General features: G+C 69.0%; 30 protein-coding genes and 2 tRNA genes. 17 read left to right on the top strand and 15 right to left on the bottom strand.

Going from position 1 to position 26,259, the window contains the following annotated elements:
- From ACKTT0_RS14005 to ACKTT0_RS13995, 3 genes are read right to left on the bottom strand one after another with little or no spacing between them, the layout of a single operon-like run.
- Positions 1-783, bottom strand: a complete 783-nt coding sequence (locus tag ACKTT0_RS14005) for a citryl-CoA lyase (RefSeq protein ID WP_407850469.1) — start codon at positions 781-783, stop codon at positions 1-3.
- The gene (locus tag ACKTT0_RS14000) at positions 780-2,285 is read right to left on the bottom strand and encodes a class I adenylate-forming enzyme family protein (RefSeq protein WP_407850468.1); all 1,506 of its coding nucleotides are present in this window, start codon (positions 2,283-2,285) and stop codon (positions 780-782) included. Before ACKTT0_RS14000 ends, ACKTT0_RS14005 begins: the two co-directional genes overlap by 4 nt.
- Before the next feature lie 20 nt (positions 2,286-2,305).
- Positions 2,306-3,298: a Bug family tripartite tricarboxylate transporter substrate binding protein gene (locus ACKTT0_RS13995; protein ID WP_407850467.1), complete on the bottom strand. Its 993-nt coding sequence runs from the start codon at positions 3,296-3,298 to the stop codon at positions 2,306-2,308.
- 104 nt (positions 3,299-3,402) lie between these two features.
- Here ACKTT0_RS13995 and ACKTT0_RS13990 point away from each other — a divergent pair, with 104 nt between their 5' ends.
- The gene (locus ACKTT0_RS13990) at positions 3,403-4,152 is read left to right on the top strand and encodes an IclR family transcriptional regulator (RefSeq protein WP_407850466.1); all 750 of its coding nucleotides are present in this window, start codon (positions 3,403-3,405) and stop codon (positions 4,150-4,152) included.
- Positions 4,153-4,179: 27 nt separating this feature from the next.
- Here the strand turns inward: ACKTT0_RS13990 and ACKTT0_RS13985 are convergent, their stop codons facing one another.
- Positions 4,180-5,097, bottom strand: coding sequence for a LysR substrate-binding domain-containing protein (locus ACKTT0_RS13985; protein ID WP_407850465.1), 918 nt, complete (start codon positions 5,095-5,097; stop codon positions 4,180-4,182).
- An 81-nt stretch (positions 5,098-5,178) separates the two neighbouring features.
- On the opposite strand from ACKTT0_RS13985, the gene ACKTT0_RS13980 reads away from it, so the two are divergent.
- A complete protein-coding gene (locus ACKTT0_RS13980; RefSeq protein ID WP_407850464.1) occupies positions 5,179-5,829 on the top strand; it encodes a glutathione S-transferase family protein in 651 nt (216 codons plus the stop codon).
- Between the two features lie 8 nt (positions 5,830-5,837).
- Here the strand turns inward: ACKTT0_RS13980 and ACKTT0_RS13975 are convergent, their stop codons facing one another.
- The gene (locus tag ACKTT0_RS13975; protein ID WP_407850463.1) at positions 5,838-6,641 is read right to left on the bottom strand and encodes a class I SAM-dependent methyltransferase; all 804 of its coding nucleotides are present in this window, start codon (positions 6,639-6,641) and stop codon (positions 5,838-5,840) included.
- Positions 6,638-7,201: a DUF2478 domain-containing protein gene (locus tag ACKTT0_RS13970; protein WP_407850462.1), complete on the bottom strand. Its 564-nt coding sequence runs from the start codon at positions 7,199-7,201 to the stop codon at positions 6,638-6,640. Before ACKTT0_RS13970 ends, ACKTT0_RS13975 begins: the two co-directional genes overlap by 4 nt.
- Before the next feature lie 145 nt (positions 7,202-7,346).
- Between ACKTT0_RS13970 and ACKTT0_RS13965 the strand changes: the two genes are divergently transcribed.
- The 8 genes from ACKTT0_RS13965 to ACKTT0_RS13930 all read left to right on the top strand — a co-directional run bounded on the left by ACKTT0_RS13965 (position 7,347) and on the right by ACKTT0_RS13930 (position 12,064).
- A tRNA-Gly gene (locus ACKTT0_RS13965) sits at positions 7,347-7,422 on the top strand.
- A gap of 162 nt (positions 7,423-7,584) precedes the next feature.
- A tRNA-Cys gene (locus tag ACKTT0_RS13960) sits at positions 7,585-7,658 on the top strand.
- A gap of 116 nt (positions 7,659-7,774) precedes the next feature.
- On the top strand, positions 7,775-8,152 hold the full coding sequence (locus tag ACKTT0_RS13955; RefSeq protein ID WP_028356590.1) for a PH domain-containing protein: 378 nt from the start codon (positions 7,775-7,777) through the stop codon (positions 8,150-8,152).
- Positions 8,153-8,197: 45 nt separating this feature from the next.
- Positions 8,198-8,785 carry a DUF2946 family protein gene (locus tag ACKTT0_RS13950; RefSeq protein ID WP_407850461.1) on the top strand — a complete coding sequence of 196 codons (588 nt, stop codon included), beginning with the start codon at positions 8,198-8,200 and terminating at the stop codon, positions 8,783-8,785.
- 53 nt (positions 8,786-8,838) lie between these two features.
- Positions 8,839-9,420, top strand: coding sequence for an NUDIX hydrolase (locus tag ACKTT0_RS13945; RefSeq protein ID WP_407850460.1), 582 nt, complete (start codon positions 8,839-8,841; stop codon positions 9,418-9,420).
- Positions 9,421-9,422: 2 nt separating this feature from the next.
- Positions 9,423-10,184, top strand: coding sequence for a leucyl/phenylalanyl-tRNA--protein transferase (aat, locus tag ACKTT0_RS13940; RefSeq protein WP_407850459.1), 762 nt, complete (start codon positions 9,423-9,425; stop codon positions 10,182-10,184).
- A 63-nt stretch (positions 10,185-10,247) separates the two neighbouring features.
- Entirely contained in the window at positions 10,248-10,982 is a 735-nt protein-coding gene (locus ACKTT0_RS13935) for an arginyltransferase (RefSeq protein WP_407850458.1), read from the top strand.
- Positions 10,983-11,020: 38 nt separating this feature from the next.
- On the top strand, positions 11,021-12,064 hold the full coding sequence (locus tag ACKTT0_RS13930; RefSeq protein WP_407850457.1) for a quinone-dependent dihydroorotate dehydrogenase: 1,044 nt from the start codon (positions 11,021-11,023) through the stop codon (positions 12,062-12,064).
- A gap of 174 nt (positions 12,065-12,238) precedes the next feature.
- Here the strand turns inward: ACKTT0_RS13930 and phaP are convergent, their stop codons facing one another.
- Complete coding sequence (gene phaP / locus ACKTT0_RS13925) at positions 12,239-12,817, bottom strand: TIGR01841 family phasin (RefSeq protein WP_407850456.1); 579 nt, start codon at positions 12,815-12,817, stop codon at positions 12,239-12,241.
- Between the two features lie 330 nt (positions 12,818-13,147).
- On the opposite strand from phaP, the gene ACKTT0_RS13920 reads away from it, so the two are divergent.
- On the top strand, positions 13,148-14,125 hold the full coding sequence (locus tag ACKTT0_RS13920) for a tripartite tricarboxylate transporter substrate binding protein BugD (RefSeq protein WP_407850455.1): 978 nt from the start codon (positions 13,148-13,150) through the stop codon (positions 14,123-14,125).
- A gap of 92 nt (positions 14,126-14,217) precedes the next feature.
- Here ACKTT0_RS13920 and ACKTT0_RS13915 read toward each other — a convergent pair whose 3' ends face one another.
- The 3 genes from ACKTT0_RS13915 to ACKTT0_RS13905 form a co-directional block, all read right to left on the bottom strand.
- Entirely contained in the window at positions 14,218-15,069 is an 852-nt protein-coding gene (locus ACKTT0_RS13915; protein ID WP_028356598.1) for an IclR family transcriptional regulator, read from the bottom strand.
- A 162-nt stretch (positions 15,070-15,231) separates the two neighbouring features.
- Positions 15,232-16,035, bottom strand: coding sequence for a competence/damage-inducible protein A (locus ACKTT0_RS13910; RefSeq protein ID WP_407850454.1), 804 nt, complete (start codon positions 16,033-16,035; stop codon positions 15,232-15,234).
- 23 nt (positions 16,036-16,058) lie between these two features.
- Positions 16,059-16,862, bottom strand: a complete 804-nt coding sequence (locus tag ACKTT0_RS13905) for an EI24 domain-containing protein (protein WP_407850453.1) — start codon at positions 16,860-16,862, stop codon at positions 16,059-16,061.
- Between the two features lie 63 nt (positions 16,863-16,925).
- Between ACKTT0_RS13905 and ACKTT0_RS13900 the strand changes: the two genes are divergently transcribed.
- A complete protein-coding gene (locus ACKTT0_RS13900; RefSeq protein ID WP_028356601.1) occupies positions 16,926-17,309 on the top strand; it encodes a thioredoxin family protein in 384 nt (127 codons plus the stop codon).
- 1 nt (position 17,310) lies between these two features.
- Here the strand turns inward: ACKTT0_RS13900 and ACKTT0_RS13895 are convergent, their stop codons facing one another.
- The 3 genes from ACKTT0_RS13895 to ACKTT0_RS13885 all read right to left on the bottom strand — a co-directional run bounded on the left by ACKTT0_RS13895 (position 17,311) and on the right by ACKTT0_RS13885 (position 19,882).
- On the bottom strand, positions 17,311-18,732 hold the full coding sequence (locus ACKTT0_RS13895; protein ID WP_407850452.1) for a DEAD/DEAH box helicase: 1,422 nt from the start codon (positions 18,730-18,732) through the stop codon (positions 17,311-17,313).
- A 146-nt stretch (positions 18,733-18,878) separates the two neighbouring features.
- Positions 18,879-19,214, bottom strand: coding sequence for an AzlD domain-containing protein (locus ACKTT0_RS13890; protein ID WP_407850451.1), 336 nt, complete (start codon positions 19,212-19,214; stop codon positions 18,879-18,881).
- Positions 19,211-19,882: an AzlC family ABC transporter permease gene (locus tag ACKTT0_RS13885; protein WP_155808370.1), complete on the bottom strand. Its 672-nt coding sequence runs from the start codon at positions 19,880-19,882 to the stop codon at positions 19,211-19,213. Before ACKTT0_RS13885 ends, ACKTT0_RS13890 begins: the two co-directional genes overlap by 4 nt.
- Positions 19,883-20,143: 261 nt before the next feature.
- On the opposite strand from ACKTT0_RS13885, the gene ACKTT0_RS13880 reads away from it, so the two are divergent.
- From ACKTT0_RS13880 to ACKTT0_RS13865, 4 genes are read left to right on the top strand one after another with little or no spacing between them, the layout of a single operon-like run.
- Positions 20,144-21,064 (top strand): branched-chain amino acid transaminase, encoded by a 921-nt coding sequence (locus ACKTT0_RS13880; RefSeq protein ID WP_407850450.1) that lies wholly within the window; start codon positions 20,144-20,146, stop codon positions 21,062-21,064.
- Positions 21,065-21,116: 52 nt separating this feature from the next.
- On the top strand, positions 21,117-21,335 hold the full coding sequence (locus ACKTT0_RS13875) for a zinc-finger domain-containing protein (protein WP_407850449.1): 219 nt from the start codon (positions 21,117-21,119) through the stop codon (positions 21,333-21,335).
- A 17-nt stretch (positions 21,336-21,352) separates the two neighbouring features.
- On the top strand, positions 21,353-21,775 hold the full coding sequence (locus tag ACKTT0_RS13870) for a YybH family protein (RefSeq protein ID WP_407850448.1): 423 nt from the start codon (positions 21,353-21,355) through the stop codon (positions 21,773-21,775).
- A 14-nt stretch (positions 21,776-21,789) separates the two neighbouring features.
- Positions 21,790-22,887, top strand: a complete 1,098-nt coding sequence (locus tag ACKTT0_RS13865; RefSeq protein WP_407850447.1) for a YheT family hydrolase — start codon at positions 21,790-21,792, stop codon at positions 22,885-22,887.
- Positions 22,888-22,926: 39 nt separating this feature from the next.
- Here ACKTT0_RS13865 and ACKTT0_RS13860 read toward each other — a convergent pair whose 3' ends face one another.
- Positions 22,927-24,444, bottom strand: a complete 1,518-nt coding sequence (locus ACKTT0_RS13860) for a M48 family metalloprotease (protein WP_407850446.1) — start codon at positions 24,442-24,444, stop codon at positions 22,927-22,929.
- Between the two features lie 65 nt (positions 24,445-24,509).
- On the opposite strand from ACKTT0_RS13860, the gene galU reads away from it, so the two are divergent.
- Entirely contained in the window at positions 24,510-25,349 is an 840-nt protein-coding gene (galU, locus tag ACKTT0_RS13855; protein WP_407850445.1) for a UTP--glucose-1-phosphate uridylyltransferase GalU, read from the top strand.
- A 20-nt stretch (positions 25,350-25,369) separates the two neighbouring features.
- On the opposite strand, the gene ACKTT0_RS13850 is transcribed toward galU, so the two are convergent.
- Positions 25,370-26,251 carry a cytochrome c oxidase assembly protein gene (locus ACKTT0_RS13850; RefSeq protein WP_407850444.1) on the bottom strand — a complete coding sequence of 294 codons (882 nt, stop codon included), beginning with the start codon at positions 26,249-26,251 and terminating at the stop codon, positions 25,370-25,372.
- Positions 26,252-26,259: the final 8 nt, after the last annotated feature.

The following is a 26,259-nucleotide window of genomic DNA, read 5'->3' as shown; positions in this document are numbered from 1 at the left end:
TCAGCCCTCCTCGTGATGCGCGGATTTCCCGGCGCCCACATAAGGGATGGCGTGGTCGATGGTTTCCCAGATGTAGCGGCCGGCGGGGCATTGCTGCTCTTCGGCCACATGCGAGACCAGGCCGGCGGCGCGCGAGATGACGGCGAAGCCGCGCATCAACGTGGTGGGGATGCCGATCTCGCCCAGCAGGGCCGCCACCGCCCCGGTGGCATTGATCGTGATATGGCGGCCGTACACCTCGTCCACCATACGGGCCAGCAGTTCCAGCGCCCCGACCCACTTGCCTTCCAGGTCGGGCTCGGCGCGCGCCAGTCGCAGCAGCTTGATGGAGCGCGGGTCATCCGGCTTGTGCAGGTGGTGGCCGAAGCCGGGCAGCGGCTTCCTGGCTTGGCGGTGGCTTTGCACGATGGCGCGCGCCTCGGCGTCGGGATCGTCCGCCTGCAAGACCTGATCGAGCAGCTGCGAACAGTTTTCCATGGTGCCCACGAAGCTGCTGCCCACTGCCATCAGGCCGGCGGCCACGGCCCCCTGCAGGTTCTCCGGCGCGCTCATGTAGACGACGCGGGTGGCAATGGCGCTGGGTGTCAGGCCGTGCTCCATCAAGGTGATGAGCACCGCGTCGACGATGCGTAAATCCACCGGCCGCGCTTCGCGGCCCATGATTTGCGAAAACATGACTTCGGTGAAGGTCTTCTGGCCGATCAAGTCCTCGACCAAATCGGCGTCGCGATACGACATGCCCTCCAGGTGGTGGGCGCACAGGCGGGTGACGGGGCGGTTCATGCGATCTCCTTGATGACGGAATCCCGGACGACATTCTTGAGCACCTTGCCCACGGAAGAACGCGGCAGGCTGGCGAAAACATGGATGCGCTTGGGGGTATGCACCGGACCGAGCCTGTCGCGGACGAACGCCATGAGTTCCTGCGGATCGGCGCTGGCGCCGCCATGGAACTGCACGGCCGCCTGCACGGCCTCGCCCCATTTATCGTCGGGAATGCCGAACACCGCGCACTCGTAGACAGCGGGGTGCTGGGCCAGCGCATTCTCGACGTCGAGGGGGTAGACGTTGAAGCCTCCGGTGATGATGACATCGCGCAAGCGGTCCTTGATATACAGATAGCCGCGTTCGTCCACGAGGCCCACATCGCCGGTGTGCAGCCAGCCGTCGACAATGGTCTCGGCGGTCTTGTCCGGCAGGCGCCAATAGCCTGTCATGACGAGGTCGCCGCGCACCACCACTTCGCCCGCCTGTCTCGCCGGCAATAGGCGGCCTTCGCGGTCCATGATGGCGAACTCGGAGAACCAGGTGGCGCGCCCCGCCGATCCCAGGTTGGCCGGCTCTGCCAGCTCGGCGGGGGTAATGGCGGTGACGATCTGCGGCGATTCGGTCTGGCCGTAGGTCGCGCCCACCACCGGGCCGAAGAATTCGCGCACCTGCTCGAACTTTTCCACCGGCATCGGCGCGCCGCCATAGATCAGGTTGCGCAGGCGCGGGAAATCCGCCCGCGACACGCCGGGCTGCGCCATCAACATGTAGATCAGCGTGGGCGGCATGAAGGCCAGCGTGCCGCCGCGCTCGCGGAACGCCGCGGTAATGGCCGCCGGTGAGGATTCCGCCAGGAACAGGTGGGTGCCGCCCTGCGCCAGCACGGGCAACAGATAAGTCGACGTCCCGTGCGTCACCGGCGCGGCCACCACATAGCGGTCTTCGCTGGTCAACTGCCAGGCGTGGATCTGGTTGACGATGACGGCATTCCAGGCGCGGTACGGCTGCATCACGCCCTTGGGCAGGCCGGTCGTGCCGCCGGTGAACTTGATGGCCTGGGTGGCATCGGTACCGGGCTCGCAACGGACCGGCGCGCGCCCCGCGTAGGCTTGCAGCAGGCTTGCCAGCGACAGGTCGCCCTGGCTGGCATCCAGGCGCACGTGCACCGACGCCGCGCCTTGCACCAATGGCGCACCGACCTGGTCGGTGATCACGATACCGGGCTCGGTCGCGGCGACGATGCGCGCGATCTCCGGCGCGGTGCTGCGGTAGTTCAGCGGCACCCAGACCTTGCCGGCCGCCAGCACCGCCAGCAGGGCCACCGCGTGCTGCGCGGTATTGCCGGCGCAGATCGCCACCCGGCTCTGCGGGGCGGGATCCAGCGCCTGCAGGGCCGCGCCCAGCGCCTGCACTTCGTCGCGCAGCCGCGCGTAGGTCCAGGCGCCCTGCGGCGTGTCCAGCGCGATGCGCCCGGGATAGCGGGCGGCTGCCCGGAGAAAGAAGTCAATCGGATACACGTACGGCTCCTGGGGTCCTGCTATTGCACTTTGAGGCCGGCCGTGGTCACGACCTTGCCCCACTTGTCGATTTCGCTGTCTATGAATTTCTGCAAGGTCGCCGGCGTATTCGGCTCGGCCGGCAGCACGAAACCGGCGGCAGCATAGGCTTCCCGCATCGCCGCGCTGCCCAGCCCCTGGTTGATGGCTTCATTCAGCTTGGCCACGATGGGCTGCGGCGTCTTCGCGGGCGCCATCACCGCGAACCAGGACTGCACCGAAAAACCGGGCAGGCCGGATTGCGCCAGCGTCGGCACGTCGGGGGCAAAGGGCGCCCGCTCCAGCGAGGTCACGCCCAGGGCGCGCAGCTTGCCGGCCTTCACGTGGGGCAGCGACGAGGGCAGGTTGTCGAACATGGAATCCACCTGCCCGCCCAGCAGATCGGCCACCGCCGGGCCGCTGCCGCGATACGGCACATGCAGGATGTCGGTGCCGGTTTCCATCTTGAAGATCTCGCACGACAGGTGGATGGACGAGCCGCTGCCGGACGACGCGCAGGTCAGCTTGCCGGGATGCTGCTTGGCGTAGGCGATGTATTCCTGCACCGACTTGATCGGCAGCTTGGGATGCACCACCAGGATGTTCGGAATGGTGGCCAGCAGCGCCACCGGCGCGAAATCCTGCTTGAAATCGTAGTTGAGCTTTTCGTAGAGGGTGCGATTGATCGTGTTGGCGATCGAACCCACGTACAGCGTGTAGCCGTCCGGCTTGGCGCGCGCCACCACTTCGGCGCCGATGTTGCTGTTGGCCCCGGTGCGGTTTTCCACGACCACGGACTGCCCCAGCGAGTCCGACAGGGACTTGGCGATCAGGCGCGCCACGATGTCGGTGGCCCCGCCGGCCGCGTAGCCGACGACCAGCGTGACCGGCCGCTCAGGATAGGCCCCGGCGGCGCCCGCGGCCGTTGGCAACAAGGCGGCGCCGGCCAGCAGCGACGCCGCCGCCCGGGCCATGGATCGAATAACAGATTGCATGACAGTCTCCTACCTTTTTGTTCATTATCCAAACACCGCTGCATAAGCGGCCAAGATATGATGGGCGCGTACCATGCAATTGGAAAAACAATCTCGTTCAAATAATGAACAAACAGGAAACCGTCGACTCCGGCGCGCGCACCCTGCGGCGCGGCCTGCACATCCTGGCGGCGCTGCGCGGCGCGCCCGATGGCCTGGACATCCTCGGCATTGCGCGGGCCCTGGCCATGCAGCGGACCAGCGTGTACCGCTATGTCTCGGTGCTGGTGGAGGAAGGCTATGCCACGCGCGACCCGGATACCGGCCGGTATCGCGTGGCATCGACCTGGGCCCAGCCAGCCGACACGCGGGCGCTGTCGGTGGCACAGCTGGCGCCCGCCATGCGGCGCATCAGCGATGACACGGGCGACTCTTCTTTCCTGATCTGCCGCGTCGGTTCGGATTCGCTTTGCCTGCATCGGGAAATCGGCAGTTATCCCGTGCAAGTGCTGGCCGTCACCATCGGCCATCGGCAACCGCTTGGCGTCGGCGCGGCCGGCCTGGCGCTGCTGGCGGCACTGCCGGCCGACGAGGCCGAAGCGGTGCTGCAGCAGAATCGCGAGGCGCTGCGCTCGTACGGGAACATGACGATCGCGCGCATGCGGCTGCTGGTGGAAGCGACGCGCGACCGTGGCTGGTCGGTGGTCGGCAACGCCGCGGTGCCGGGCGTGCTCGGGGTCGGCGTCGCGCTGCGCGACCCCGCGGGCTACCCGCGCCTGGCGGTCAGCGTGTCGTGCATCGTCGATCGCATGCCGGCAGCCCGCCAGCGCACGATCGCCGAACTGATCCGGCGCGAGACGGGCGCGGCCGCCTGATATGGCCGGCCGCGGGCCGGCCCGCCATCAGCGTGCGGCGGCTCGCGCCTCGCGACACAGCCAGCGCCGCAGAGCCTCGATGGCCGCCAGCTTGCCGCTGTCCGGCCGCCAGACCAGATAGTGGGCATGCACGTCGGCAATGCCGATGTCCCAGAGGCGCGCCAGGCGGCCGTCGGCCAATTGCGCCTCGACCAGGGTGCGGCGCGCCAGGGCCACGCCGGCGCCGGCCTCCACGGCCTCGAGCAAGGCCTCGGTATCGTCGAAATGCGGCCCGTCGGCGGGCTCGACCAAATCCAGGCCGGCGGCCTGGAACCAGGGCTCCCAGGGCTGCCAGGTATGCCGCAGCAACACGCAGCGGTGCAGGTCGCGCGGCGTGCGCAGCCGCCGGCCCCGGCGATAGGCCGGGCTGGCCACCGGGAAGATCTCCTCGTCCATCAGCTTGGCGCTTTTCAGGCCCGGCCATTTGCCTGGCCCGTAGCGCAGCGCGACATCAATGCGGTCGCGGCTGTCCAGGCGCGCCAAGCCGGTACTGGGACGGACCTCCAGCGCAATCCCCGGATGCGCGGCGTGAAAACGCGCGAGACGCGGCCCCAGCCAGCGCCGCGCGAAGGCCGGCAGCACGCTCAGCACCAGCGCCCGCGACGCAGGCCGCGGCGCGGCGGCGCGGGCGGGCACGGCGGCCTGCCTGCCGAAGGCGCGCTCCAGCACGGACAAGCCCTGCCGGGCCTGCAGCGCCAGCGCCTGCGCGTGCGCCGTCGGCGCCACGCCTTGGTGCTCGCGCTCGAACAGCGGCTGGCCCAGCAGCGCTTCCAGCCGCCGGATGTGCTGGCTGACCGCGCCCTGCGTCAGCGCCAGTTCATCGGCGGCGCGGGTGAAGCTGCGCAGCCGCACCGCCGCCTCGAAAGCGCGCAGGGTCTGCAGGGGAGGAATAGGTCGTCCGGCCATGGTCCGCCATTAATATCACTAATGCCCGGCTCTCACAAATCTTGGTTTGCGGGACGCGCGGACGGTCCATAGACTGCCCGCATGACCTACCGACTCTTCTATTTTCCGGGCGCCTGCTCCATGGCGGCGCATATCGTCCTCGAAGACGTGCAGGCGGATTTCACGCTGGAATACGTCGACCTTGCGCAGGCCGCCAACCATCGGGCCGACTACCTCGCCATCAACCCCAAGGCGCGCGTGCCGGCGCTGGGCATCCCCGGCCAACCGCGGGTGCTGACCGAACTGCACGCCATTCTGGTCTATCTGGCTCGCCAATACCCGCAAGCCGGCCTGCTGCCCCATGGCGACCCGCTGGCCGAGGCGCGCTGCCACGAGTGGCTGGGATGGCTGTCGGGCTGGGTGCACGGCACCGGCTACGGCGGCATCTGGCGGCCGGAGCGCTTCAGCGCCGACACCGCGCACCACGATGCGATCCGGGCGCACGCCCGGCGCACCATCGGCGCGGCATGCCAGGTCATCGAACAGCAGTTCGCCGATGGCCGCCGCTGGGCCCTGCCGGGCGGCTACACCATCGTCGACCCATTCCTGCTGGTGCTGTACCGCTGGGGCAATCGCATCGGCCTGGACATGCGCAAGGATTGCCCGGCCTGGACCGACGCCAGCCTGCGGCTGGCCGAAAGGCCGGCCGTGCAGGCGGTGTTGCGGCGCGAGGCCGTGTCGCTGGACGGCTGAGCGACACGCTAAGGCCGCCCGGCCTCGTCCGCGCGCCAATGAATGAAAGCCCAGCGCAGCGGCGCGCCGGCGCGGGCGCGCGGCGAGGCGCCGTCATACCAGGCGCGCAGCCGTGCGCGTTCGCCGTCGTCGAGCCCGCCCATCGAGCGCGCCACGCGGCGCGCGTAGTCGTCGAAACCGGCTGTGCTGGCCAATTGGCTGTCCACCGTGATGTAGTCGACCGCCGCATGAATGCCCATGCCATGCAGGATGTTCAGCACGTAGATGTAATCCGGCATGGGCGGCCGTTCGCGGCCGACGACGCGCTGGATGGCCGGATCGATGAAATGCCCGCCCGCCAGGTGGGTCAGGTAGACATGGCGGCGCGCCTTTGCATGCAGCTTGGCCAGCGCGGCAGCCAGGTCCTCGACCACGGTGGAACGCGACGCCACCACGATGTCGCACACGGGCACGTCGCTCCAGTCGTCCTCCCAGGCGCGCAGCAACGGCTGCACATTGGCCAGCCCGTGCTCCCGGGCCTGCTGCGCCAGGGCTTCGAGCATGCCCGGGCTGTAGTCCATGCCCACTACCCGCTCGAGCCGGCGCGCCAACGGCACGGCCAGCGTGCCAGGGCCGCAGCCTACATCCAGCAAGCTGCGCGCGCCATCGAGCGCCATGCGGCCAATGAACTCCTGCGCGTAGCGGCTGTGCGGCATGCGGCGGGCCAGCTCGCCAGCCCGCGCGTCCCAGGCCTGGGCCGGCTTGGGGCGTCCGCGCGACGCCGCCAGGTGCTCGCGGTACAACTGCGCAAAATCAATCGACTCGATACTCATGATGCGGCGCCTGCCCCCGCGGCGGCGCCGGGGCCGGCCACGATGTCGAACCAGGCCTGCAAGGCTGGCCGCTCGAGCGGCAGTTCGACACCGGCCTGGCCGGTGAACCGGCGCCAATCGGGCAGGAAGCGCGCCGCCACCACGGTCAGCAGGGGGATGCCCTCGCTCATCAGCGCCAGCATCTCCTGGGCGAAGCCGCTGCCGGCGGCCTCGAGTTCGCCATAGCGATTGACGATGGCCAGATCGGCGCGCGCGTCCAGGGCCGCGCGCAACACCTGGCTGGCCACCGCCAGCCCGCCGGGATCGACGCTGCAGGCCCGCGAGCCGGGGCCGAGATCCTGCGACACGCGGTACGCGCGGCCGGAACGCAGGTCCACCAGCCGCCGCCGCGGCGCCCCGCCGCCCGGCGCCGGCGCGGCCTGCTGCAACAGGCCGTGCAGCCGGTGGCCGCGCGCCAGCATGTCGGCCGCGAATGCCGCCAGCAGCGCGTCGGCATCGCGGGAAGCGTCGCGATAAACCAGGGCGGCGACGGGAACCTGGGAATCAATGGATGATGGCATGCGCGTCACTCTATACCGCCCGGCCACGGGCCGGTAGCCCTGCCATCGGCCTAGGAGGCCTGGGGGATGGCAACGCCAAAAAAATGATGCTATACTTTCTTTCTTTGGTGCTTTCCTTGTTACGCAAGGCGGGCGGCAAATCCAAGCGGGAATAGCTCAGTTGGTAGAGCGCAACCTTGCCAAGGTTGAGGTCGCGAGTTCGAGACTCGTTTCCCGCTCCAGAATTTCGCGCTCCGGCAGGCGGCCTTGCCTGGCCGGGTCGCAACAAAAGGCCCCTGCGGGGCCTTTTTGTTTGGCCATGCTCGTCGCGCGCCTGGCGTGGTCACCGCCACGACACAACGGTACGGATTCCTGTACAATGGCGGGCTTGGCACAACGCCCCTGGCGCAATGGCAGAGTGGTTATGCAGCGGATTGCAAATCCGTGTACGTCGGTTCGATTCCGGCTTGCGCCTCCAGTAGAACAAGGCTCCCAGCGATGGGGGCCTTTTTCGTTGGGCGCCCCGGCTGGTATAACCACCCCGCACCAACGCAAGCCACCCGCAGAAACCACCCGCACTAACGGGAGACCCGCATGGGATTGATGGACGGATTGCTCGGCAATGCCAGCGAACTCAGCATCGCGCAGGCCGAAAGCGAGATCGGCCAGTTGCTCGACGAGGGCGAACGCATCGAATTGGCGTACAAGCTGGTCCGCGACATGTTCTGCCTGACCGACCGGCGGCTGATCCTCATCGACAAGCAGGGCCTCACCGGCCGCAAGATCGAGTACCACTCGATCCCGTACAAGAGCATCTCTCATTTCGCCATCGAAACGACCGGGCACTTCGACCTGGACGCGGAGATGAAGATATGGATCTCCAGCGCCACGGAGCCCATCCAGCGCCAGTTTTCGCGCAAGGTGGACGTGTACAAGGCGCAGCGCATCCTCGCCCGATATGCGGGCAAGTAGCCCGGGCACTTGATTCGCGGGCCGTTGGTCCCGCATATTGCCGCCATGGATCCTTCCGTCAAACAAGCGCTGGCCCGCTGGCCGGATGTTCCCGCGGTCTACGGCTGGCTTTCGCTGGACGAGCGCGCGCGCTGGCGCCTGCATCCGCAGGGCGATGCCGCCGCCGGCGGGCCGGGCGAATCGATCGGCAATGCGCAGATCCAGGACTTCATCGGCCGCAACTACGAGGGCGATGCCCAGGGCCGCTGGTATTTCCAGAACGGCCCCCAGCGGGTCTACGTGCGCCTGGACGCGGCGCCCTATCTGCTGCGCCTGGCCGACGACGGCGCCAGCCTGGTCACGCACACCGGCCTGCCGCTGCGCGCCGTGGCCGGCTGGTGGCTGGACGACACCGGGCGTTTGTATGCGCAGGCCGAGCCGGGGCCGGCCATGGTGGAAGGCCGCGACCTGCCCGCCCTGCTCGAACAGTTGCGCAGCGCCGATGGCCGGCCGCTGGCGGATGCGCTGGAGACCGCCACGGGCGAGCTCTTGGTGACGCACCCGTCGCTGGCGGCCGCCGCCCCCTTGCATACGGACGTGGCGCGCGCCGACATCCCGGCGCTGCTCGGCTTCGTGGCCATGCCACAGCCTTGAGGCGCGCGCGCGGCGCCGCTCCAGCGGCCCCGACTGCCGTTAGAATCGACGCCATGACCGCCCAATCGCCTCCGAAGTATTTCCCCGCGCCGCGCCGCGCGCGCTTCTGCAGCCAATGCGGCGCCCCGATCAACCGGCGGGTGCCCGACGGCGACAACCGCGAGCGCGACATCTGCGACCACTGCGGCGCCATCCACTACCAGAACCCGCGCATGGTGGTGGGCACCGTGCCGGTCTGGCAGGGCCGCATCCTGCTGTGCCGGCGCGCCATCGAGCCGCGCTACGACACCTGGACGCTGCCGGCCGGCTTCATGGAGCTGGGCGAAAGCACCGCCCAGGGGGCGGCCCGCGAAACGCTGGAGGAATCCGGCGCGCGCATCGCGCTGGGCCAGCTGTTCACGGTGATCGATGTGCCGCAGATCGAACAGGTCCACCTGTTCTACCTGGCCGAGGCGCTGGGCCCCGAGCTCGACCCCGGCCCGGAAAGCCTGGAAGCCCGCTACTACGACGAGGCCGACATCCCCTGGGAAGACTTGTCGTTCCGCACGGTGGCCACGACCCTCAAGCAGTTCCTGGAAGACCGCCGGCGCGGGAGCTTCGGCACCCATCACTACACGCTCGAATCGCACCGCTGATCTTGAAGCTGCCCTGGCTTTCCCCCGACACGCCCTTTCCGCCGGTCGAGCACGCCCTGACCGACCCCGACGGCCTGCTGGCCGCCGGCGCAGACCTGTCGCTGGAACGCCTGACCCTGGCCTATTCGAACGGCATCTTTCCCTGGTATGGCGAAGGCGAGCCGATCCTCTGGTGGAGCCCGGACCCGCGCATGGTGCTGGCGTGCGCCGATTTCGCGCCTTCGCATTCGCTGCGCAAGCTGCTGCGGCAGATCGCGCGCGACGAGTCCAGCCTGCTGCCGCGCGTGCAAGTGCGCGTGGACACGGCCTTCGAGGCCGTCGTGGCCCATTGCGCGGCGCCGCGCGGCGGCCAGGCGGGCACCTGGATCACGGCCGCCATGCGGCGCGCCTATCGCGCCTGGCATGCCGCCGGCGCCGCCCATAGCGTGGAAACCTGGATCGACGGCGAACTGGCCGGCGGGCTGTACGGCATCAGCCTGGGCCGCATGTTCTTCGGCGAATCGATGTTCACGCGCGCGCCGGACGCATCCAAGATCGCGCTGGCCTATCTGGTGGCGTTCCTGCGGCGCGCCGGCGTCGAATGGATCGATTGCCAGCAGCAGACCCGCCATCTCGCCAGCCTGGGCGCCCGGCCGGTGCCGCGCGAGCGCTTCGTGGCGCACGTGCGGGCCGCGGTGGGCGAGCCGCGGCCGGCCTGGCGGCCGGGGCGCCTGGACAGCCTGGGGGTGTTGCATCCGCGCTCGGACTCGCTGCTGTCCTCCTGAGCCGCCCGCTTCGGCGTTAAGATGTCTATTAGCCGCCGGCCCGACGCCCGCGCGGCGCCGCCGATGAGCCAGCTCAAAGAACTTCCTTTCGCCACGCTGCAGTTCTATTCCACGGCCCCCTACCCGTGCAGCTACCTGCCTGGCCGCCAGGCGCGGTCGCAGGTGGCGGCGCCCGGCCACCTGATCAACGCCGGCGCCTATTCCCAACTGGTGGAGCAGGGTTTCCGGCGCAGCGGGCTGTTCACCTACCGGCCGCATTGCGACAGCTGCAAGGCCTGTGTGCCGGTGCGCGTGGACACCGCGCGCTTCGCGCCCAGCCGCAGCCAGCGGCGCGCCTGGCGCGGCCACCAGGGGCTGCGCGCGTTCGTGGCCGAGCTGGCCTGGTCGCCGGAGCACTATGACCTCTACACCCGCTACCAGCAGGGCCGCCATCCCGGCGGCGGCATGGATGAAGACAGCCGCACGCAGTACGCGCAGTTCCTGCTGACCAGCCGGGTCAACACGCGCCTGGTCGAGTTTCGCGAGCCTGACGGCACGCTGGCCATGGTATCGATCATCGACGTGCTCGATGACGGCCTGTCGTCCGTCTACACGTTCTACGATCCGGCCGCGCGCGGCAGCCTGGGCACATACAACATCCTGTGGCAGATCGAGCAGTGCCGCACCCTGGACCTGCCCTGGCTGTACCTGGGCTACTGGATCCGCGACAGCCGCAAGATGGCGTACAAATCGGCATTCCGGCCGCTGCAGATGCACCTGGACGGGACCTGGCAGGAACCGCCGGCCGACCAGCCCTGAACCGGCCCGGCCGCGCAAACTCGCTACAATTGCGCCCCATGTCGATCCTGTTCCAAGCCTATCCCCTGGCGCGTCCGGCGCTGTTCGCCATGGACGCCGAAACCGCCCACGAGGTCACGCTGGCCGGCCTGCAGCGCGCCTACGATTGCGGCGCCACGCGCAAGCTGTTGCGCGACCGGCCCCGCGCGCCCGCCACCCTGATGGGGCTGGCGCTGGACAACCCCGTGGGGCTGGCCGCCGGCCTGGACAAGAACGGCGCTTATATCGACGCGCTGGGCAACCTGGGGTTCGGCTTCGTGGAGGTGGGCACGGTCACGCCGCGCGCGCAGCCGGGCAACCCCAAGCCGCGCATGTTCCGCCTGCCGCGCGCCCAGGCGCTGATCAACCGCCTGGGCTTCAACAACCAGGGGCTGGAGGCCTTCATCGCCAACGTGCAGCGCAGCCAGTGGCGCGCGCAGGGCGGCGTGCTGGGCCTGAACATCGGCAAGAACGCCGACACGCCGATCGAGCGCGCCGCCGACGATTACCTGCTGGGCCTGGAAGGCGTCTATGCGCACGCCGACTATGTCACGGTGAACATCTCCTCGCCCAACACCAAGAACCTGCGCGCGCTGCAAGGCGGCGACGAACTCGGCGCCCTGCTGGCGCGCCTGCGCGACAAGCGCGCCGAGCTGGCGGACCGCCACCAGCGCCATGTGCCGCTGGCCGTCAAGATCGCGCCCGACCTGTCGCAGGACCAGATCGACGCCATCGCCGACATCCTGCCGCGCCATGGGGTGGATGGCGTCATCGCCACCAACACGACCCTGTCGCGCGACGCGGTGGCCGGGCAACCCCATGCCAACGAGGCGGGCGGGCTGTCGGGCGCGCCGGTGCACGCCCTGTCGCTGGCTGTCATCGCCCGGCTGCGCGAGCGCATGGGGCCGGACGCCGCCATCATCGGCGTGGGCGGCATCATGTCCGGCCGCCAGGCCAAAGAGAAGATCGAGGCCGGCGCCAATGCGGTGCAGCTGTACACCGGGCTGATCTACCGCGGGCCGGCGCTGGTCGGCGAATGCGTGCGGGCCGTCGCGGCCGCCTGAGCCGCGCCCCGGCGCACGCGCCAGACACGCAAAAGCCTCCCTGCGGGAGGCTTTTTTCATGCCGGAGCGAGGCGAGTTAAAAAAAGCCACCCCGAGGGGTGGCCTAATTCCAGCTCTGCTCTGTTTCTCAACAGTACTACAGACTGGCCGGCGGCAACAGCCCCGCGCCGGGCCTCAGGCGGCCGCGCGGCGGCCGCGGGTCGACTTGGTGGCGGCGTCGGCGGCGTCGCTGGCGGCCTTGAAGGTGGCGTTGGCGGCGGCGTTCAGGTTCGACTCGGCCACTTCGGCGGCCTGCTTGGCGGCCTTGGTCAGCGACTCATAGGCGCCATTGGCCGTGGCCAGCGAGGACTTCAGCAGGGCGACGGCGCTTTCCGAGCCGGTGGGCGCGTTCTTGGAGAACTGCTCGACGGCGTCGGCCAACTGCTGCTGGCCTTCGGCGATCTGGGCTTCGGCCAGCTTGGCCAGCTCGCCCTGCACGCCGGCGACGATGTCATACACGTGCTTGCCGTAGGCCAGGGCCTTTTCGGCGCCCGGCTGCACCAGCGAGCTGGCGAAAGCGGCGGCTTCCTGGGGGTCTTTCACGTCGACCGCCTGCTGCGATTGCTGGGCGACTTCGTCGAGCGTGGCCTTGACGACCTTCAGGTTCAGGTCGACCAGCTTTTCGAAGCCGGCAAACAGGGTGGCCTGGGTGGCGACCAGGGTGTTCAGGGCGGATTTCTGGCGATCCAGAACTTGCTGCGGAATGGCGGTCATGAGGGGCTCCTGGGCTTGGCGCCGGCGGGGCCGGCGGATAACGTTGCGTGGCGACGAAAAGGTAAACGTGCGCGGGCATGATGTTGCAAGCTATCGCCGGGCGCGTTTGTTGCACTGCACAAAGGCTATTTTACCGGCCGGATTACCCCTGTCAAGCACTTTTGATGCGATGCAGCAAACAAGCTTTGCGCTCCCGCAGAAATCGGGGGAAATACCCGGTGACGGCTCGGGCATTGTTTTCTACACTGGCGACCACCTGATGACACTCCAAGAAAGACTCGTCAGTCCCAGTGAAAACACCGCCGCGTACCCCGCGGCACAGGAGACCTCATGACATTCCTCCCCCGTACGCTTTCGGCACTGCTGGCTGCCGGCGCCCTGCTCGCCGCGGGCGCCGCCCAGGCGGAATACCCGGAACGGCCCATCAACATGGTGGTGCCGTTCTCGGCGGGCGGGCCCACCGACAACGTGGCCCGTTCGCTGGCCGAAGCCATGCGCCCGACCCTGGGCCAGACGGTCGTGGTCGAGAACCGCGCCGGCGCGGGCGGCACCATCGGCACGTCGTATGTCGGGCGGGCCGAGGCCGACGGCTACACCGTATTGCTGATGCACCTGGGGTTTACCACGGCGCCCTCGCTGTACAAGGACCCGGGCTACGACCCGTTCAAGAGCTTCGAGCCGGTCGGCCTGGTGGTCGATGTCCCCATGACGGTGATCGCGCGCGAGGACTTCCCGCCCAACAACATCAAGGAAATGGTCGAGTACGTCAAGGCCAACAAGGACAAGGTCTCGCTCGCCAATGCCGGCATCGGCGCGGCCAGCCACCTGTGCGGCACCATGCTGATCGACGCCCTGGGCGTGGACCTGCTCACCATCCCCTACAAGGGCACGGGCCCGGCCATGAACGACCTGCTGGGCAAGCAGGTCGACATGCTGTGCGACCAGACCACCAACACCACCCAGCACATCAACGCCAAGAAAGTGAAGGCATACGCCGTCACCAGCCTGAAGCGCGTGCCCACCCTGCCCGACCTGCCCACCATGGACGAATCCGGCTTCAAGGGCTTCCAGGTCGGCATCTGGCATGGCATGTGGGTGCCGAAGGGCACGCCGCAGCCGGTGGTCGACAAGCTGGTCAAGGCGCTGCAGGCCGGCCTGGCCGATGCCAAGTTCAAGGAACGCATGGCGGGCCTGGGCGCGGAAGTGCTGAACGACGAGGCCAATCCCAAGGCGCTGGACGCCAAGGTGCAGCAGCAAGTGCCGCAATGGGCCGAGCTGTTCAAGAAGGCCGGCGTACCGAAACAATAAGACTAACGATCCCTGGCCTTCGGGCCCCTGGAACCCCCGGCCTGCGCCGGGGGTTTTTTATTGCGCCCCGGAGCGGCGCATGCATGTGGGTGTCAGGTGCGCACGGCGTGCGGGGCGAGGCCCTTGCCGACGGCCTGGGCCGCCACCGTGGGCTCGTAGCCGAGCGCCTCGGAAATATTGCGGGCCGTCTCGACCAGGGCCTGGATCCATTCGTCCTGCAACCGTTCAGCGGGAGCCGAGATCGACAGCCCGGCCACCAGCTTGCCGGTGTCGTCGAAGATGCCCGCCGCGATGCAGCGCACGCCGAGCTCGAGTTCTTCGTTGTCGCGCGCGTAGCCATGGCGGCGCACCAGCGCCAGCTCGCGTTCGAGGCGCTCGAGCTCGGTCAGGCTGTTGCGGGTATGGCCCGCCAGGCCGGTGCGCAGCGCATAGGCGCGCACCTGCCGGGTGTCATAGGTGGACAGGAACAACTTGCCGGTGGAGGTCAGGTGCAGCGGCGCGCGCCCGCCGATGGCGCGCACCACCTGCATGCCGGAACGCTCGCTCCAGGCGCGGTCGATATAGACGATCTCGTCGCCCTGCTGCACCGACAGGTTGATGGTCTGGCCGGTCAGCTTGTGCAGCGAACGCATGGCGGAAATGGCGGCCTCGCGCACATTCAGCCGGCCCTTGACCAGCGAGCCGAGCTCGAGCAGGCGCATGCCGAGCTGGTACAGGCCGTTGTCGACCCGTTCGACATAGCGCCCGACGACCAGGTCGTTGAGAATGCGGTGGGCGGTCGAGGCATGCAGGCCGGTGGTGGCGGATAGCTCTTTCAGCGTGACGGGGTCGGGCTGGGCGGCCAGCGCGTCCAGCAGACGCATGGCGCGTTCGATGACCTGGATGGCAATGGGAGACTGGCCCGGTGCATGCTCGCTGTCCGAGCCCGGCGCAATAGCTGACATGGTGGAAGTCATGGAGGATCGACGGGCGGTTGCGTGCCGCCCGCCGCGCGCCGCGGCGGATGCCGCAGCGCACCATGGGGCGACTTCCCGTATTGTGAAATCTTGCAGCCGTTTTGGCAAGTCCGCCCGCCGGACCTGGCGGCGCCGCGGCGCGGACGCCCGCTACGGCGCCAGGCGCCCGCCCAGGCGCGGGACTTCCGCCTGCAGGAAAGCCAGCGCCTGGGCCGCCGCTTCCGGCTCGCCCTTCACGCCCAGCTCGATATGGGCCGGCCTGCCGTCCTCGCCGACGCTGGGCAGGCTGAAGGCGCGCACGGCGGGCCAGCGCTGCTGCAGCGTGTCCATGACCGGTGCGATGCGCGATTCGGGAATGCCGAACGCCAGGAACGAATGCTCGGCGTGCGCCACGCGATGGTGCAAGTCCCGGTAGCGGGTGTCGAGCGTCCATTCCAGCATCGGCCAGGCCATGATCGGGAAGCCCGGCACGAAGGTATGGTCGCGGATGTAGAAGCCCGGGATGCGGTTGTAGGTGTTCGGCACGATCTCGCAGCCGGCCGGGAACACGCCCATTTGCAGGCGCTGCTGGTTCTCGGCGCTGGACATGTCGGCCGTGCCCTGGCCCTTGGCCGCCATTTCGGCCACGCGCAGGGTGATGGCCTGTTCCGCCTCGGGATGCAGCTCGAGCGGCACCCCCAGCGCCGCCGCGGCGGCCTGGCGGGTATGGTCGTCGGGCGTGGCGCCGATGCCGCCGCACGACAGCACGATGTCGCCCGAGGCGAAACTGCGGCGATACGCGGCAGTGAGCACGTCGCGATCGTCGGGCAGGAATTCGGCCCAGCCCAGGCGCAGGCCGCGCGCGGCCAGCAGCTCGACGATCTTGGCGAAGTGCTTGTCCTGGCGGCGCCCGGACAGGATCTCGTCGCCCACGATGATGAGGCCGATGCGGCGGGAGGCGGTTACGTCAGCCATGGCGGTTCCGGTTGTTGCGAGGGTCAGGCTTCGATGAGGCGCTCTTGCCTGAGCCGCCGCAACGCCTCGAGGCCGTAGTGCGCATAGACCAGGCCGGCATACACCGGCAGGATGATCCAGGCCGGCGGCAGCAGGTTCAAGAGCGAGCAGATCAGCCCGATGATCCAGAAGCCGGTATTGTGGCGCTCGAGCAGGATGCGGCGCTCTTCGGGGCTGGCGTGCTCGACGATGGCGTCGACCCGCATCATGCGCGAAAACGCGAAGGCCCACCAGAAGATCGACAGGATCACCGCCATGGGCGGGATCAGCCAGAACGGCAGGGTCAGCACCCAGCCGGCCGCGAACGCGGCGGTGACCCAGATGGCGTTCCAGACGCTGTAGGCGGTGGCATTGCGGCCTTGCCGCGATACGCCGACGTATTCGCGCGCGCCGACATGGCGCAACACCAGCGGCATGACGAATACCGCCGCGATGGCCAGGCCCAGGATGCCCGACACAGGCAGCAGGATGGCGGCGGCGAGCACGGGGATGAAATACAGCTTGATGGAGAACAGGCCGATGCCGACCAGCCAGGCGTCGAAATCGTTGACGACCTGCCACTGCGACGCCTGGGCGTTGAGCCAGTCGGTCAGCGGCGTCCAGAACAGCCAGACCAGCAGGATGGCGCCCAGCAGCGCGATCAGGAACGGCAGCAGCACGGCGAACAGCATGTTGGGATGGCACTGCGACACCAGGGCGCGCTTGAACGCCTGGGCAACGCCGGCGGCGCCGATGGCGGCGGCGCGGACGGGGGAAGCGGTCGCGTGGTCGGGGCGCGGAGGAATCATGAGGCGAACCGGTCAGTGGACATGCCGGGTATCATAGTCTCAAACACGTTGCGATTTGACGCCATGCCCCTGCTCGTTCCCGGTTCCGACACCCCGGCGCTGCGCGCCGCCTTGCGCGCCAACCCCGACACCTGGCTGGTCGCGTGCTTCTGCGCGGCCTGGTGCGACACCTGCGGACAATATCGCCCGCGGCTGGCCGCGCTGGCCGACAGCCAGCCTGGCCGCGTGTACGCGTGGATCGACATCGAAGACCACCCCGACCTGCTGGGCGACGAAGACGTAGAAAACTTCCCCACCCTGCTGGTGCAGGTCGGCGGGCGGGTAGTGTTCTATGGCCCGATGCTGCCGCACATCGGGCACCTGGAGCGCCTGCTCGAAAGCCTGGGGCCCGACAGCCCCGCGGTGGCCACCCAGCTGCCGGACGTGCCCGCCCTGCTGGCGGCCTAGCTCAGGGCTTGCGGCTGCCGCCCAGCAGCACCGCCACCTGGCGCTTCGGCGTGGCCGGGCGCGTTTCCTGGGCGTCTTCGGGTTTCTGGGCCGGCGCGGCCGGCTCGTAGGGCTTGTAGAAGAAATCGTCGGCCGGCTGGCGCGGCGCCGCGTAGCCCGAGCCGCCGCGGCGGTCGCGCTCCCGCCCGCGCCCGCGGCTGTCGCGCGAGTCGCGGGTATGGCTGCGGATCACCAGGTCGGCCGGCACGTCCAGCGTGCCGCGCGGCACCGGGCGCTTGGTGAGTTTCTCGATGTCCTGCAGGTAGCGCGTCTCGTCGGCGGTGAACAGCGCGATGGCCTCGCCCGAGGCGCCGGCGCGGCCGGTACGGCCGATGCGGTGGACGTAGTCCTCGGCGTTGTGCGGCAGGTCGTAGTTGATGACGCAGGGCACGCCGGCCACATCGAGGCCGCGCGCGGCCACGTCGGTGGCCACCAACACTTCCAGCTCGCCCGCCTTGAAGGCTTCGAGGGCCTTCATGCGGTCGGCCTGGCTCTTGTCGCCGTGAATGGACTCGGCCCGCACGCCGTCGCGTTCGAGTTCGCGGGCCAGCCGCGCCGTGCCGATCTTGGTGTTCGAGAACACGATGACCTGCTTCAGGCCGCGCGACTTGACCAGGTGCACCACGGCGGCACGCTTGGCGTCGCTGGGCATCTGGTAGGCGATCTGGGTGACCGTGTCGGCCGTGGCGTTGCGCGCGGCGACCTCGATCTCGACCGGCTGGTTCAGGTACGAGCGGCCGAGCTTGCGGATCTCGTTGCTGAACGTGGCGGAGAACAGCAGCCCCTGGCGCTGGGCCGGCAACAGCCGGACGATGCGGTCCAGGTCGGGCAGGAAGCCCATGTCGAGCATGCGGTCGGCCTCGTCCAGCACCAGGATGCCGACCTGGCCCAGGTTGACCGTCTTTTGCTCGACGTGGTCGAGCAGGCGGCCCGGCGTGGCCACCAGGATCTCGCAGCCCCGGCGCAGCGCTTCTTTCTGGGGGCCGATGTCCACCCCGCCAAACACCACCGCCGAACGCAACGGCGTGTGCTTGCTGTAGCGCTTGACGCTTTCGTAGACCTGGTCGGCCAGTTCGCGCGTGGGAGTCAGGATGAGCGCCCGCACCGGGTGCCGCGCCGGCGACGCGCTGGTGTTGGCCAGCGGCATCAGGCGGTGCAGGATAGGCAGCGTGAACGCCGCGGTCTTGCCCGTGCCTGTCTGCGCCGCGCCCATGACGTCGCGCCCGGCCATCACGACCGGCAGGGCCTGGGCCTGGATCGGCGTGGGAGTGGTGTATCCGGTGTCGGCGACCGACTGGAGCAGTTGGGGATGCAGTCCGAAGTCGGCGAAGGTCTGGGTGGGCGCGTCGGTGGAGGTGGCTGCGGGAGCGATAGAATCAGTCATCAGGATGGGCAGATGCCGGGGCGATGAAAAAGAACAAAACGAGAATGCTGCCAAGCCCGGATTGCTGTGGATAACTTTATTTTAGCGCAGCCGGCCGCCGCGCCGCGAACGGCGTCCGCCGCGTGGCCGGGCGGCCCCCCGGGGGATCAGCCCGCCAGCCAGCGCAGCGCCCAGAGCACGGCCATACCGGCCACGATGACCAGCACGGCGCTGCGGGTGCGCAAGAACACCACCACGCCGATGGCGGCGGCCACCAGCCGGTAGTCGAAAGCCGGGCCGGCGCCGGCTTTCCAGGGCAGCAGGTCGGGCACGATGATGGCGGTCAGGGCGGCCGCCGGCGCGTAGCGCAGGGCGCGGCGCACGCCGTCGGGCAGCGGCAGGTAGTCGCCGAACAGCATGAAGCCGGCGCGCGTCAGCACGCTGCACAGCGCCAGCAGCAGAATGGCGGAATAGACGTAGATCTCGGAAGGCCAGAGCGTCATGCGCGCGCCTTGTGGAAATGGCGTTCGGCCCAGATGCCGGCCAGGATGCCGACGATGACGGCCGCCGCCAGCCCCAGGCGCAGCGGCAGGAGCTGGCCGACCCAGGCGGTCAGGCCGGCCGCCAGCATGGAGACCAGCATCGGCTTGGAATTGGCCAGCGGCACCGTGATGGCCAGCAGCGCCAATACGGCGGCGAAGTCCAGCGACCAGGTGGCCGGCACCAGCGTGCCCAGGTAGATGCCGACGATCGACGAAGCCTGCCAGACCACCCAGCCGGGGGCGATGGTGCCCATGAAATACCACAGCTGCTCGCGCGTGCCGCGCTCGGCGGCGTCGCCAAAACGCGGCATGAACAGCACGAAGCCCATGTCGGTGGTGAAATAGCCCAGCCCCAGGCGGCGCGGCCAGGACAGGTGGCGAAAATACGGATGCAGGGCGGCGCCGAAGATGATGAAGCGCAGGTTGACCACGCAGCCGGCCATGAAGATCAGCCACAGCGGGGCGCCGCTGGCGATGAGCGGCAGCGAGGTCAGCTGGGCCGAGCCGGCGTACAGCAGCAGGGTCATGGCCAGGGCCATGGACTCCGTCAGGCCGGACTTGACCATGGCCACCCCGGTGACCAGGCCCCAGGTGCCGGTGGCGATCAGGGCCGGGACGATGGCCTGCACCCCCGCGCGGAACGCCGCGAGGCGCTCCTGCCGGACCAGGGCGGGGTCCTCGGCGGGCACTGCAAGAGACTCAGGGGGCACCGGGCGCCCCCTGGCAAGTGAGACTGGACGGCATGGAACTCATCGGGAAGACAAACACACGCACGCCAGCTTGCCCGGCGCGGCGCCGTGGCGGGCTCGGCCCGGTGATTCGGCGCATGGACAGCGGCATTGTACCCTCGCCGCTTGATACAATAGGCGCCTCTAAGAAGGGGGAACACCATGTCGATGGCGGACCGTGACGGCTTCATTTGGTACGACGGCAAACTCGTCCCGTGGCGCGAGGCCACGACCCACGTGCTGACCCACTCGCTGCACTACGGCCTGTCGGTGTTCGAAGGGGTGCGCGCCTACAAGACGGACGCGGGCACGGCCATTTTCCGCCTGCAGGACCACACCCGGCGGCTGTGCAATTCCGCCCACATCTACCAGATCCCCATGCCGTTCGACCCCGACACGCTCAATGCGGCGCAGTGCGAGGTCGTGCGGGCCAACCAGCTCGAATCCTGCTACCTGCGCCCGCTGGTGTTCTACGGCGCGGAAAAAATGGGCGTGTCGCCCAAGGGCGCCAAGGTCCACGTGGCCATCGCCGCCTGGCCCTGGGGCGCCTACCTGGGCGAAGAAGCCCTGGCGCAGGGCATCCGCGTCAAGGTGTCGTCCTACGCCCGCCAGCACGTCAACGTGACCATGCCGCGCGCCAAGGTGGCCACCACCTACGCCAATTCCATCATCGCCAACGCCGAGGCCCTGCAGGACGGCTACGACGAAGCCCTGCTGCTCGACACCGAAGGCTTCGTGGCCGAAGGCGCCGGCGAGAACATCTTCATCGTCAAGGACGGCGTGGTCTGCGAGCCCGAGATCGCCTCCGCCCTCACCGGCATTACCCGCTCCACCGTGCACGCGCTGGCGGCCGACCTGGGCCTGCAGGTGGTCACCAAGCGCCTGACGCGCGACGACATCTACATCGCCGATGAAGCGTTCTTCACCGGCACCGCCGCCGAAGTCACGCCCATCCGCGAAGTCGACAACCGCCGGATCGGCGCGGGCCGGCGCGGCCCGGTCACCGAAAAACTGCAGGCGGCGTTCTTCGACCTGGTCAGCGGGCGCAACCCCAAGTATGCGCACTGGCTGACGCCGGTGTGAACGCATCGCCCCTTTCCTTGTCCCATACCCGTTCGCTCTATCAGGAAACACCATGACTGCCGCCGCCCCCGCCGCGTCCGCCACGCCCGTGCATGAAACCATCGAAGTCGGCGCCGAAGACCTGCCCGTCTACTGCCCGGGCCCCAAGGCGCCGCTCTGGAGCATGCATCCCCGCGTCTTCCTCGACGTCACCCGCACCGGCTCGGCCCGCTGCGCCTACTGCGGCGCCGAATACCGCCTCAAGCCCGGCACCGTGGTCCACGGCCACTGAGCCCGCCCCGCGCCGCCATGTTCGCCACGCCAGAAGAAGCCGAGCAAGCGTTCTACGAAGCGCTCGAGCAAGCCGACACCGACCGCCTGCGGCAGGTCTGGGCCGACGACGAGGAAGTCGTCTGCATCCATCCGGGCGGGCTGCGCGCGGTCGGCCATACGGCCGTATTCGAATCGTGGCAGCAGATCCTGGCGGCCGGCCCCCTGCACATCCGCCCGCTGCGGCCGCTGGTCATGCAAAGCATGATGTGCTCGGTCCATACCCTGGTCGAACAAGTCGCCGCGCGCACGCATGGCGGCACGCAGTACGCCAACTGCTACGCTACCAACATCTATCACAAGGGGCCCACTGGCTGGCGCATGGTCGTGCATCATGCGTCGCCGGCGCCCGCCGACGCCGGGGTACTGGATCTGCACGACGTCCCCGACCGGCTGCACTGACGCGGGTAGAACGCTTGGCCGCCCGACTCGATACCTCGCCCTGCCCCGTTCCCCCCTGGCTGCCCGACCGGCACAGCCAGACGATCTATGCCGCCTTCGTGGCGCAGCACCACCGCATCGCCTTCGTGCGCGAGCGGGTCGATACGCCGGATACCGACTTCATCGACATCGACTGGACCGGGCCCGGGCTGTTTCCCCATAAAAGCGCCGACGGCCAGCCCATCGACAACGCCACGCCCGTCGTGGCCGGCAAGACAGCCGCCGCCCGCTGGATCACCCCCGCCGACTGGCCGTCGCTGCCGCAGACGCCGGACACTCCCGCCCTGCTGCTGCTGCACGGCCTGGAAGGCGGCAGCCTGAGCCGCTACGCCCAGTCCATCGCCCATCACTTCCGGGCGCGCGGCTGGATCGTCGCGGTGGCCCACTTCCGCGGCTGCTCGGGCGCCCCCAACCGGCTGGCGCGCGCCTATTATTCCGGCGACTCCGCCGAAGTCGGCTTCATGCTGGACACGGTGCGGGCCCGCATCCCGCATGCGCGCTGGCATGCGGTGGGCGTCTCGCTGGGCGGCAACGCGCTGCTGAAATACCTGGGCGAACAGGGCAGCGGCGTGGCGTGGCTGGCCGGCTGCGCCGGCGTGTCGGTGCCGCTCGACCTGGTGGCCGGCGGCAATGCACTGTCGCATGGCTTCTTCAACCGCCGGGTGTACAGCGCGCATTTCCTCAAGACCATGAAGCACAAGGTGCTGGAGAAGGCCCGCCGCTTTCCCGGCGCCATCGATGTCATGCGCATCGCCCACGCGCGCGACCTGCGCGACTTCGACGACGCTTACACGGCGCCCATGCACGGTTTTCGCAATGCCCTGGACTACTGGACCCGTGCCTCGAGCAAACCGTGGCTGTCGGGCATCGCGGTTCCCACGCTGGTGCTGAACGCGCGCAACGACCCGTTCCTGCCCGAAAGCGCCTTGCCGCTGCCGCGCGAATGCTCGGAGCACGTGCTGCTGCACCAGCCGGCCGAAGGCGGCCACGCGGGCTTTCCCACCGGCCCCTTCCCGGCCCACCTGGGCTGGCTGCCGCAGCGGCTGGGCCGCTTCTTCGAGACCGGCCTTTAGGCAACCGCCCCACCCATGCGGGGCCGGGCGCGGCGGCGCTCAGCCCGACTTGAAGCGTTCCAGCAGGTCCCGCTCGGCCGCCAGCTTGTCCTTGACTTCCTTGATTTGCACGTCGATCTGCGATTGTTCGTAGAAGTCGCTGGACATGCCGCGCGCCTGCTGCAGTTGCGATTCGGCGGCCGCGTAGGCGCCTGTCAGCACGTAGTAGCGCGCCATGTCACGGCGCGCCTGCACCGGCTGGCCGTTGCGCTCCTCGCTCTGCGCCAGCATCTGGTAAAGACCGGGCTCATCGTCGCCCCACTGCTTGATGCGGTCGCGCAGGTAGGCCTGCGCCTCGGCGTGCCGGCCGGCCCCTTGCAGGGCTTGCGCGTAGGCGATGCCGAGCGCGCGCTGCTGCGGCCAGCGCTTGATGGCGGCGGAGGCCAGTTGCAGCGCTCCCGCCGCGTCCTTGCGCGCGGCGGCCAGGTCCACCGCCAGCCGCGCCAGTTGCGGCGCGCCGCGTCCGCCCGCGCCCGCCTGGTCCAGGTAGGTCTGCGCTTCATCGAGGTTGTTGCGCTGGAATGCCTGCAAGGCCAGCCCGTAGTAGGCCGCCGACTGCCGCACCCCGGTCAGCGAACGCGCCTCGTCCTGCAACTGCTGGCCGGCCGTGCGCAGGCTGACCGCGTCGCGTCCCTGGATGACCCGCATCTTGGCGCGCACGTACCAGAAATCGTCACTGTCGGCATGCCCCGCCGCGGACATGTTGCGGGTGCGGTTCTGGATGTCGGACATCCGCTCGATGGACAAGGGGTGGGTGCTGGCCCAGGCGCCTCCGCCCATGCCCTCGTTCAGGCGCGCGGCCCCCATCAGGCGGGAGAACATGCGCACCATGCCCTCGGGGTCGTAGCCGGCCTTGGTCAGCATCTGGAAGCCGGCGCGGTCGGCCTCGCGCTCGGCGTCGCGGGAAAAGCCCAGCTGCCGGTTGATGGCGGCGGCCTGGCCGAAGGCGGCCACGCCCATGGCCAGGTTGCCGCCCCCGCCGGCCAGCGCGGCCAGCAGCGCGGCGGCCATGCTGGCCATCATGACGACGCTGTTCTGGCTTTGCTGGGTCATGCCACGGGCGATATGGCGCTGCACGACGTGGCCGATTTCGTGGGCCAGCACGGCCGCCAGCTCGGACTCGCTGCCCGACGAGACGATCAGGCCGCTGTTGACGCCGATGAACCCGCCCGGCATGGCGAACGCGTTGATTTCCGGGTCGCGCACGCCGAACATCTCGACATCGGGCACGCCGCCGGGCGCATAGGCCGCCAGCTTGCGCCCCATGGTGGTCAAATACTGGGTCAGTTCCGGGTCGTTGATATAGGTGGGATCGCGCCGTCCCTGGGCCATGATGGCTTCGCCCAGCTGGCGTTCCAGCCCGGGCGAGAGGTCGGCCGACGAGGCCGCGCCCATCGAGGGCAGCCCGGAGGGCTGGGCCAGGGCCGGCGCGGCGGGCAGGGCCAGCGCCAGGCACAAGGCGCCGGCCAGGCCGCGTTTCGCGAGAAAATACCTGGATGTCGTATGCCTGCGGTTCATGGCAATATGATAGCGACCGCGAGCAAAAAGTTTGGTCGTTTTACCCAATTTCTACCGAGGTTCTCATGCGCCCAGTCCGCAAAGCCGTTTTTCCTGTCGCAGGAATGGGCACCCGTTTTCTGCCGGCTACCAAGGCCATGCCCAAGGAAATGCTGCCCGTGGTCGACAAGCCGCTCATCCAGTACGCCGTCGAAGAGGCGGTGGCGGCCGGCATCACCGACCTGATCTTCGTCACCGGCCGCAACAAGCGCGCCATCGAAGACCACTTCGATTCCGCCCCCGAACTGGAGGCAGACCTGGAAAGCAAGGGCAAGCACGAATTGCTGGCCATGGTGCGGGACATCCTGCCCGCCCACGTCAACTGTCTCTACATCCGCCAGGCCGCCCCGCTGGGCCTCGGCCATGCCGTCCTGACCGCCGCCCCGGCGGTCGGCGACGAGCCCTTCGCCGTGCTGCTGGCCGATGACCTGATCGACGCCGACACCCCGGTGCTCAAGCAACTGGTGGAGGCGGCCTACGCCCAGGATGCCAGCGTGCTGGGCGTGCAGGACGTACCCCGCGAAGACACGCGCAAGTACGGGATCGTGGCGGCCCAGCCCATCAATGACCGCACCGCCCGCATTACCCATATCGTCGAGAAGCCGTCGCCCGAAGCGGCGCCGTCCACCCTGGCGGTAGTGGGCCGCTACGTACTGGAACCAGCCATTTTTGACCACCTGCGCGGCACGCGCATCGGGGCCGGCAATGAAATCCAGCTGACCGACGGCATCGCCGCCCTGATGCAGGACCGGCCGGTGTTCGCGCACCGCTACGAAGGGCAGCGCTACGACTGCGGCAGCAAGGCCGGGATGTTCCAGGCCACGGTGGCGCTGGGCCGCAAATACCACGGCCTGGTGGCGGAATAACCCTCCGCGGGGGGCGCGGGTCAGGAACTGGCCACCGCCCCGTCGACGCGGTTTTTCTCGCGCTCGCGCGCCCGGGCGCGCGCCTGGCGGTCTTCGGGCCGCAGCCGGCCCTTGCCCGACAGGCGCATCAGCGTGCCCAGGGCCACCAGCAGGCCGAAGACCTCGACCATGGCGGCGGGGATCCACATGGTCAGGCCGCCGATGGTCTGGTCGGTTTGCGCGGACATGGCGATGGCGCGGCCGCACAATTCGAACAGCGGATAGATGTCGGATTCGGTGAAGGCGATGACCGCGCCGGCGACCATCTGCGGGGCCATGGTCAGGATGGGCGACAGCACCCGGCCGCCCGGGCTCATGGCGGCCGGCGGGCTGGGCCGGCGGTCGAGAATGAGGTTCCAGTACATGAAGCCGCTGATCACCACCGACCAGTTCATCAGCCGGTACAGCCGCCAGTCGAGCATGGAATAGAACTGCACCGACGGGATCAGCCAGACCAGCACCAGGAACACGAACAGCGCCGGCACGAAGACCTTGTTGGTCAGCACGGCCACCACCGCCCGGCCGCCGGCGGTGCGCAGGAAATCGCGCAGCCGCGCCCGCCAGCGCATGGGCAGGCCGGCGCGCATCACCGAGCCCGGAAATGCCGCCATGACCAGCAGCGGCCCGAGGTGGTGCAGCACCAGGTGCTGGATGCGATGGATGAAGAACATGCGCTCGGCGTAGTAGTCGACCCGCGTATGCAGCGACAGGTACAACAGCGCCATGCCGGCCCAGAACAGGAACTGGCGCGCGCCATTCACGCGGTGCACGCGCTGGCCGCGCACGAACAGCACGATGGCCGCCACGAAGGCGGCCACCAGGGTGGGGGAAAACTCCCACGGGACGAGCCAGCCGAGATCCATGCCGAAAC

Origin of the sequence: Bordetella saccharivorans, from assembly GCF_045862855.1 — a bacterium.
GTDB classification, from domain to species: Bacteria; Pseudomonadota; Gammaproteobacteria; order Burkholderiales; family Burkholderiaceae_B; genus Bordetella_A; species Bordetella_A petrii_F.
The sequence above is the reverse complement of the archived record's forward strand: the minus strand, read 5'-3'. Positions and strand labels throughout refer to the sequence as shown.

What these genes read in the sequence shown, in the direction of transcription:
- ACKTT0_RS14005 (WP_407850469.1), bottom strand. Translation starts at nt 783, where the DNA reads ATGAACCGCCCCGTCACCCGCCTGTGCGCCCACCACCTGGAGGGCATG.
- ACKTT0_RS13995 (WP_407850467.1), bottom strand. Translation starts at nt 3,298, where the DNA reads ATGCAATCTGTTATTCGATCCATGGCCCGGGCGGCGGCGTCGCTGCTG.
- ACKTT0_RS13990 (WP_407850466.1), top strand. Translation starts at nt 3,403, where the DNA reads ATGAACAAACAGGAAACCGTCGACTCCGGCGCGCGCACCCTGCGGCGC.
- ACKTT0_RS13985 (WP_407850465.1), bottom strand. Translation starts at nt 5,097, where the DNA reads ATGGCCGGACGACCTATTCCTCCCCTGCAGACCCTGCGCGCTTTCGAG.
- ACKTT0_RS13980 (WP_407850464.1), top strand. Translation starts at nt 5,179, where the DNA reads ATGACCTACCGACTCTTCTATTTTCCGGGCGCCTGCTCCATGGCGGCG.
- ACKTT0_RS13975 (WP_407850463.1), bottom strand. Translation starts at nt 6,641, where the DNA reads ATGAGTATCGAGTCGATTGATTTTGCGCAGTTGTACCGCGAGCACCTG.
- ACKTT0_RS13970 (WP_407850462.1), bottom strand. Translation starts at nt 7,201, where the DNA reads ATGCCATCATCCATTGATTCCCAGGTTCCCGTCGCCGCCCTGGTTTAT.
- ACKTT0_RS13955 (WP_028356590.1), top strand. Translation starts at nt 7,775, where the DNA reads ATGGGATTGATGGACGGATTGCTCGGCAATGCCAGCGAACTCAGCATC.
- ACKTT0_RS13950 (WP_407850461.1), top strand. Translation starts at nt 8,198, where the DNA reads ATGGATCCTTCCGTCAAACAAGCGCTGGCCCGCTGGCCGGATGTTCCC.
- ACKTT0_RS13945 (WP_407850460.1), top strand. Translation starts at nt 8,839, where the DNA reads ATGACCGCCCAATCGCCTCCGAAGTATTTCCCCGCGCCGCGCCGCGCG.
- ACKTT0_RS13935 (WP_407850458.1), top strand. Translation starts at nt 10,248, where the DNA reads ATGAGCCAGCTCAAAGAACTTCCTTTCGCCACGCTGCAGTTCTATTCC.
- ACKTT0_RS13930 (WP_407850457.1), top strand. Translation starts at nt 11,021, where the DNA reads ATGTCGATCCTGTTCCAAGCCTATCCCCTGGCGCGTCCGGCGCTGTTC.
- phaP (WP_407850456.1), bottom strand. Translation starts at nt 12,817, where the DNA reads ATGACCGCCATTCCGCAGCAAGTTCTGGATCGCCAGAAATCCGCCCTG.
- ACKTT0_RS13920 (WP_407850455.1), top strand. Translation starts at nt 13,148, where the DNA reads ATGACATTCCTCCCCCGTACGCTTTCGGCACTGCTGGCTGCCGGCGCC.
- ACKTT0_RS13915 (WP_028356598.1), bottom strand. Translation starts at nt 15,069, where the DNA reads ATGTCAGCTATTGCGCCGGGCTCGGACAGCGAGCATGCACCGGGCCAG.
- ACKTT0_RS13910 (WP_407850454.1), bottom strand. Translation starts at nt 16,035, where the DNA reads ATGGCTGACGTAACCGCCTCCCGCCGCATCGGCCTCATCATCGTGGGC.
- ACKTT0_RS13905 (WP_407850453.1), bottom strand. Translation starts at nt 16,862, where the DNA reads ATGATTCCTCCGCGCCCCGACCACGCGACCGCTTCCCCCGTCCGCGCC.
- ACKTT0_RS13900 (WP_028356601.1), top strand. Translation starts at nt 16,926, where the DNA reads ATGCCCCTGCTCGTTCCCGGTTCCGACACCCCGGCGCTGCGCGCCGCC.
- ACKTT0_RS13895 (WP_407850452.1), bottom strand. Translation starts at nt 18,732, where the DNA reads ATGACTGATTCTATCGCTCCCGCAGCCACCTCCACCGACGCGCCCACC.
- ACKTT0_RS13890 (WP_407850451.1), bottom strand. Translation starts at nt 19,214, where the DNA reads ATGACGCTCTGGCCTTCCGAGATCTACGTCTATTCCGCCATTCTGCTG.
- ACKTT0_RS13880 (WP_407850450.1), top strand. Translation starts at nt 20,144, where the DNA reads ATGTCGATGGCGGACCGTGACGGCTTCATTTGGTACGACGGCAAACTC.
- ACKTT0_RS13875 (WP_407850449.1), top strand. Translation starts at nt 21,117, where the DNA reads ATGACTGCCGCCGCCCCCGCCGCGTCCGCCACGCCCGTGCATGAAACC.
- ACKTT0_RS13870 (WP_407850448.1), top strand. Translation starts at nt 21,353, where the DNA reads ATGTTCGCCACGCCAGAAGAAGCCGAGCAAGCGTTCTACGAAGCGCTC.
- ACKTT0_RS13860 (WP_407850446.1), bottom strand. Translation starts at nt 24,444, where the DNA reads ATGAACCGCAGGCATACGACATCCAGGTATTTTCTCGCGAAACGCGGC.
- galU (WP_407850445.1), top strand. Translation starts at nt 24,510, where the DNA reads ATGCGCCCAGTCCGCAAAGCCGTTTTTCCTGTCGCAGGAATGGGCACC.
- ACKTT0_RS13850 (WP_407850444.1), bottom strand. Translation starts at nt 26,251, where the DNA reads ATGGATCTCGGCTGGCTCGTCCCGTGGGAGTTTTCCCCCACCCTGGTG.